General features: G+C 51.9%; 2 protein-coding genes and 2 pseudogenes. 2 read left to right on the plus strand and 2 right to left on the minus strand.

The window, feature by feature from the left end; translation table 11 throughout:
- Window positions 1–356: 356 nt before the first annotated feature.
- Window positions 357–629, minus strand: a pseudogene (locus VTU_RS32315) (transposase); the annotation flags it as partial.
- A 40-nt stretch (window positions 630–669) separates the two neighbouring features.
- On the opposite strand from VTU_RS32315, the gene VTU_RS0123905 reads away from it, so the two are divergent.
- Together VTU_RS0123905 and VTU_RS33300 are read left to right on the plus strand one after the other, a co-directional pair.
- Window positions 670–1557 (plus strand): maleate cis-trans isomerase family protein, encoded by an 888-nt coding sequence (locus VTU_RS0123905; RefSeq protein ID WP_201766182.1) that lies wholly within the window; start codon window positions 670–672, stop codon window positions 1555–1557.
- A 153-nt stretch (window positions 1558–1710) separates the two neighbouring features.
- A pseudogene (locus VTU_RS33300) lies at window positions 1711–4755 on the plus strand (amino acid adenylation domain-containing protein); the annotation flags it as partial.
- A gap of 144 nt (window positions 4756–4899) precedes the next feature.
- Here the strand turns inward: VTU_RS33300 and VTU_RS35305 are convergent.
- The coding region (locus tag VTU_RS35305; RefSeq protein WP_265597367.1) for an IS4 family transposase at window positions 4900–5109 on the minus strand (210 nt) is incomplete at its 5' end.

Genomic DNA, 5109 nt, shown 5'->3' on the forward strand with positions numbered 1-5109 from the left:
TGCTCATGTCGTTCTCCTTTGCAGTTTGTGAAGGGTGCCCGGCTACCAATTGTGGAGTTGGTGGGTGCGGCTGACGAGGAACAGGCTATTACAAGAAAATATCGATAGCAAATTCATATTTGGAATGAACGTTCCTGTCGCTGTATGATGCCACCAGATTTTGGTTCACACCCCCTGACCTGTGGATGGACAAGATGATGCAGATGGACGAGATGGCCCCATTCAAGCCCAGGATCGTCTCCTGGGGCATGTTTGCCTTCCTGTGGTGCAATCTGACGCGCCAGGACCGCTCCCTGCGGCTTGTTGTTTTGCGCCCCTCTCAAGCTGCCAAGGGAAAGTTCAGAGCCAATCTCTTTCCTGAGCGCTTGCCCCAGCTCGCACAGCCGCGCAAGTTCGCGCGCAGAACCTACCCCGTCGAGCGTTGCGTACAGCCACAGACTCACCAAGATGGCCGGATCAATGGGCGCGCACCCGACACTGCCTTCAACGGCCCGGATGCGCGCGTTCAGGGCCTGAAGATCGATCAATTGCACGAAGGCCCGGACGGCGCGGACCTGATGGTCTGTGGGCATGGTGGCGTCAAAATCACAGACACGCAGTTCGACCTGATTGCGCACCAAGTTTTGCATGGGGGGTATGCTTTTGGACGCTCTGGGTTTCGGAGCCGTCGTGCTCTCGGACGAAAACATCAGGTTCTCAAACAAGGTGCCCGTGTGTCCGCTCGATCCGGGTTTGGTGGTGCTACTGAGCATGTTAAAAGACGTGCAATATTCGCACCGACATATCTTCACAGGTTCTGAGGTTTCAACAATGAACATCTTGGGTCACCGCTTGCGAATAGGTGTTGTTATCCCCTCTACCAACACATCTGCACAACCGGAAATGGACGATTTGCGACCGTTTGGTGTGACTAACCATGTTAGCCGCATGGTTATAGTTGATGATACGCTGACTGAGGAGTCAGGGTTTAACAGCGTAATCCAGGAAATATACAGTGCCACTGCCCCGGCGATCCAAAGTCTGAAGGACTGTGGACTAAGTCGCGTGATCGTGGCGGTATCACCAGATGCGTATTGGAACGGGAATAACATGCACCTGCAGATGCTGACGTACCTGCAGGAAACAGCTGGCGACATTGGCATCACTATGAGTGCGGACGCCATTGAGCTGGCGCTTGAAAAAATGGGCAATGTACGTCGCATCGGCCTGATTTCACCATACACAGCAATCGGTGATGAGGCGGTGTCACAGTTTTTCGTGGACAAGGGTTACGACATCTTGGCGCTAGCCAATCTTGGTGGACAAAGCCCTTCGCGCATCTCTGTGGTCAGTCAAGATGATCTACGCCATGCAGTGGAAGTGGTCAATGCACCGGGCGTGGAGGCCATCGTGCAGGTGGGCACCAACGTACCAATGACGATCTTTGCAAACGTAGCGGAGCAGTGGACTGGAAAACCTGTTATTGCAAACAATGCTGTCTTATATTGGCACGCATTACGAACGAGTGGTGTTCAGGATCAATTTCCTGGCTTCGGAAGTCTGTTCAGTCGCTACTGAATTTCATGAATTAGGAAAATACTCTGATCCATGAAATGCACTTACGCTATCCATACACTACAGTCTCAAAATCGGTCAGATTTAGACCAAGGTCGCGCTTGCTTCGGATGCATTGTATTTCACTTTAAACAACGGGTGAAGAATGGATGAAAAATGTCAGTAACCAAAATCCTTCTGCGCAATAATTTGCATAAGCAATGTTTTTCCGCTGACGATCAGGTACAGCGTGCACATACCTTGCCTACTCTGCTATTGTCGCGCTTGCAGGCTTTGCGTAACGAAACTGCTATTGCCGACAGTCAGAAAAATTACAGCTTCGAGGAAACCGTCCTGCGCGCAATAACCATTGCCATTACGCTGCGCCGTCAAGGGGGAGTCAGATACAATGACTGCGTCGGGCTATTCATCGAGGCTTCAGCCGACTTGGCACTTGGCATGTGGGGTATTCTGTTCGCTGGTGCAGCATATCTGCCGCTGGCTACCGATTATCCACCAGAGCGCTTGTCCTATATGCTGAACGATGCACGCGTAAAATTGATACTGAGCAATCGCCACAGCCAGTCGTACCTAGCTGGCTTGCCATTGCCCGATGTGACTATCTGTAATATTGACGACATGCCGATGGCCAGTTTCGAAGAAATGAATCAATTGCTGGTAAATTTGTACGAGCAAGACGGCACCGATCTGGCCTATGTGATCTATACATCTGGCACCACTGGCAAGCCAAAAGGCGTGCTTATCTCGCAACAGGCTATCGTCAATCAGTTGTGCTGGATTGCCAAAGAGGGTTACTTGGACCACAGTCACCGTATTTTGCAAAAAACTCCAATCAGCTTTGATGCCGCGCAGTGGGAATTGCTTGGTATGTGCTGTGGTGCATGCGTGGTGATAGCCGAGCCCGGTAGCAATCGAGATCCGGAGAGTTTGGTGCGGCAAATTAAACAGCACGAAATCACCACGCTACAAGGCGTGCCTACCTTATTGCAGGCACTCAGCGAGTTGAACGATTTTTCGAGCTGTCACAGCTTGCACAGTCTATTCAGTGGCGGCGAGGGCTTGTCACGTAAACTGGCACGCTGTCTCTTGCATATCATGCCCAAGGCGAGGCTAGTAAACCTTTACGGACCGACCGAGTGCACTATCAATTCCACTCACTTCGTGCTCACCCACGACAAGGTAGAAGAGAACTGGGAAATCGCACCGATTGGCCTGCCTGTGGCTGGAATCAGCTGCCATTTGCTGGATGGTCAGTTGCAGCCGGTGGCGCCGGAAAATGTTGGCGAGCTATTCATCGCCGGTAGTCAACTGGCCAATGGCTATCTGTTCCGTCATGAGCAGACTGCCGAGAAATTCCTTACCATAACAACTGCGAATAACCCTGCGCCCGTGCGTATGTACCGTACTGGTGATCTAGTGCGGCAGGACAAACACGGCCTGTTGCACTTCGTTGGTCGCATTGATAATCAAGTAAAGTTTCGAGGCTACCGCATCGAGCTAGATGAAATTCGTCTGGCGATCGAAAACCATGGTTGGGTTAAGTCGGCCGCGGTATTTGTGGCAGAGAATGCGCATAGCGGCCATGCACAGCTAATTGGTGCGATCGAATTGAATCCGAACGAAGCACGGTTGATGGATCAGAACGTGGCCGAGTCGCATCACCAAACAAAGTCCACCCGCGTTCAGATCAAGGCGCAATTGTCCGGCCGCGGCTTTCGCAGCAACGATTATCTTAAAGGCCTGCCGCAGACGATGCTGACCGGAAAGCAAGAAAGCGCTGCGCAGAGAAAGTTCGTGTTTGCACGAAAGACATACCGTTTCTATCACGGCGGCGGGATTGACCGTAATGACCTACTAACTTTGCTGGGCCTGCAACCTCCTTCCGGGGTACCTGAAAGTTTGGCTACACTGAATGCAGCGAAGTTCGGCAGGATACTACGCTATCTAGGTCAATTCAACAGCGAGGAACGCTTGCTGCCGAAATTCGGCTACGCCTCACCTGGTGCACTGTATGGCACCCAACTGTATGTCGAACTGATCGGTATTGCGGATATAGCTGATGGGTTTTATTACTACCACCCAGTCAGTCACAGTCTGTACCGACTGGCTAACGCGCATGGCGATGCACTACGATTGCGACTGCACTTTGTGGGCAACATTCCGGCTATCCGCGAAGTGTACAAAAACAACATACGCGAAGTACTGGAAATGGAAAGTGGCCACATATTAGGCTTGCTCGACCATGTACTTCCCGAGTACGGCTATGGAATTAACGCAGGCCAGTACACCCCCGAGGTGCAAACCACACTGGCCTGCCCTTCAGAGCACGATTATATTTGCAGCTACGACATTGTGTCGCTAAATGAGCGTGTCAATATGTTGGAGGTGGACGTTTATCTACAAGCACAGCAAGGTCACATTACCGATCTAACCGACGGAAGTTATTTCTATCGCGACGGAGAGTTTATACGCATATCAGATTTTATAATTGAGCAGCACCACGTCATCGCCATTAATCAACAGGTTTATCAACGCGCCAGTGGCGCTATTTCCTTCGTCAGTCTAAGCAATGAACCATGGCGGCATTACATCGATCTGGGACGCTGCTTGCAGCGCGTGCAGATGAATAAGATCGGCTTTGGTGCCATGTCGTCCGGCTACAGTTCGAAAAGCGGCAACCCACTGGCAACCTCGCTGCGACTAAACGATATCATCACTGCTGCTGGCGGCCAGACTGGTCCCAGCTATTTTTGTCTGTTTGGAAAGATTAGTACAGCGCAAATCAATCATGTCGGCATGGATGAGGATGCAATTCACATGAAAGGCCCGGCCGAGCTAATTCGTGCCGATTTGCTCAACCAACTTCCAGATTACATGGTGCCATCGCGCATCGTTATTGTGAGCAAGATGCCGCACACTCCTTCTGGTAAGGTTGATGTCAATGTTCTCAAGTGGTCACCTGATTTTCACTTGGTTGCACTAGAGCGACCTTTTATAGTGGCACGCAATGCGCGCGAGCTGGCCGTTAGTCGCATCTGGTGCCAAGTTCTGAAGCGGGAGAGCTTGTCCGTGCAGGATGACTTTTTCGAGCTGGGTGGCAACTCGCTGCAGGCTGTGGCGATTGTCCAAGCCATTAATCGAGAGTTCTCAGCACGACTGCCCATTCAATTGATTTTCAATGCACCGACCATCGAAAAACTGGCTGCAGCGATTGGCGACAGTAAGCCGTCGAGTAGCCGCGCCATCCTGCTGGCTGGTACGGAGCAAGAGGTAGCTGCCATATTCTGTTGGCCGGGCCTTGGTGGCTACCCGATGAATTTGCGTGCACTGGCTGAAACCATTTCGTTATACACAGCTCCCCTGAGCCTGAAGCTCGCGACAGAACCTGATGCCAGCGGCAAAGTCAAGAATGCGCTGCATTCCCAGCCAGATGGTCTTGACTCCGGGCTCACCATCGCGCTTTCGCGCAAGAAAGCCCCCCAGCCTGGCAATCAGCCGCACCACCTCGTTGAGCGTGGGCGGCTCCTTGGGCAACTCTTGCTTGTTCAGGATGTA

This window comes from Verminephrobacter aporrectodeae subsp. tuberculatae At4, assembly GCF_000193225.1.
GTDB lineage: Bacteria > Pseudomonadota > Gammaproteobacteria > Burkholderiales > Burkholderiaceae_C > Acidovorax > Acidovorax aporrectodeae.